This is a genomic window from Tropicimonas sp. IMCC6043 (assembly GCF_004146235.1).
Classification (GTDB): Bacteria; Pseudomonadota; Alphaproteobacteria; order Rhodobacterales; family Rhodobacteraceae; genus Tropicimonas.
The window spans coordinates 1-255 of sequence record NZ_SELO01000239.1 but is presented as its reverse complement, the minus strand read 5'-3'; the positions used below and the strand labels follow the sequence as shown (position 1 = coordinate 255).

Annotated in this window: 1 pseudogene; it reads left to right on the top strand. The window is 65.9% G+C overall.

Annotation, left to right across the window (positions count from 1 at the left end):
* Window positions 1-255, top strand: a pseudogene (locus EU800_RS27450) (recombinase family protein); the annotation flags it as partial.

Genomic DNA, 255 nt, shown 5'->3' with positions numbered 1-255 from the left:
GAGACGAGACCGGAGATCGGCTGACCCCGACGCACAGTATCAAGGCCGGTCGGCGTCACCGCTACTATGTGTCCAACCGGCTGATCTCGGGAGGTCCCGATCCCACCGGCTGGCGCCTGCCTGGGACTAGGCTCGAAACCATGATCGCAACCGCCATTGCCGACCACCTGGCAAAGGCGGCAGCCGAGCACCGGCTCCTGGCTCTGCCAGATCTGACGACGAGCATGGGTCTCCAGGACGCGGCGAGAACGCTGG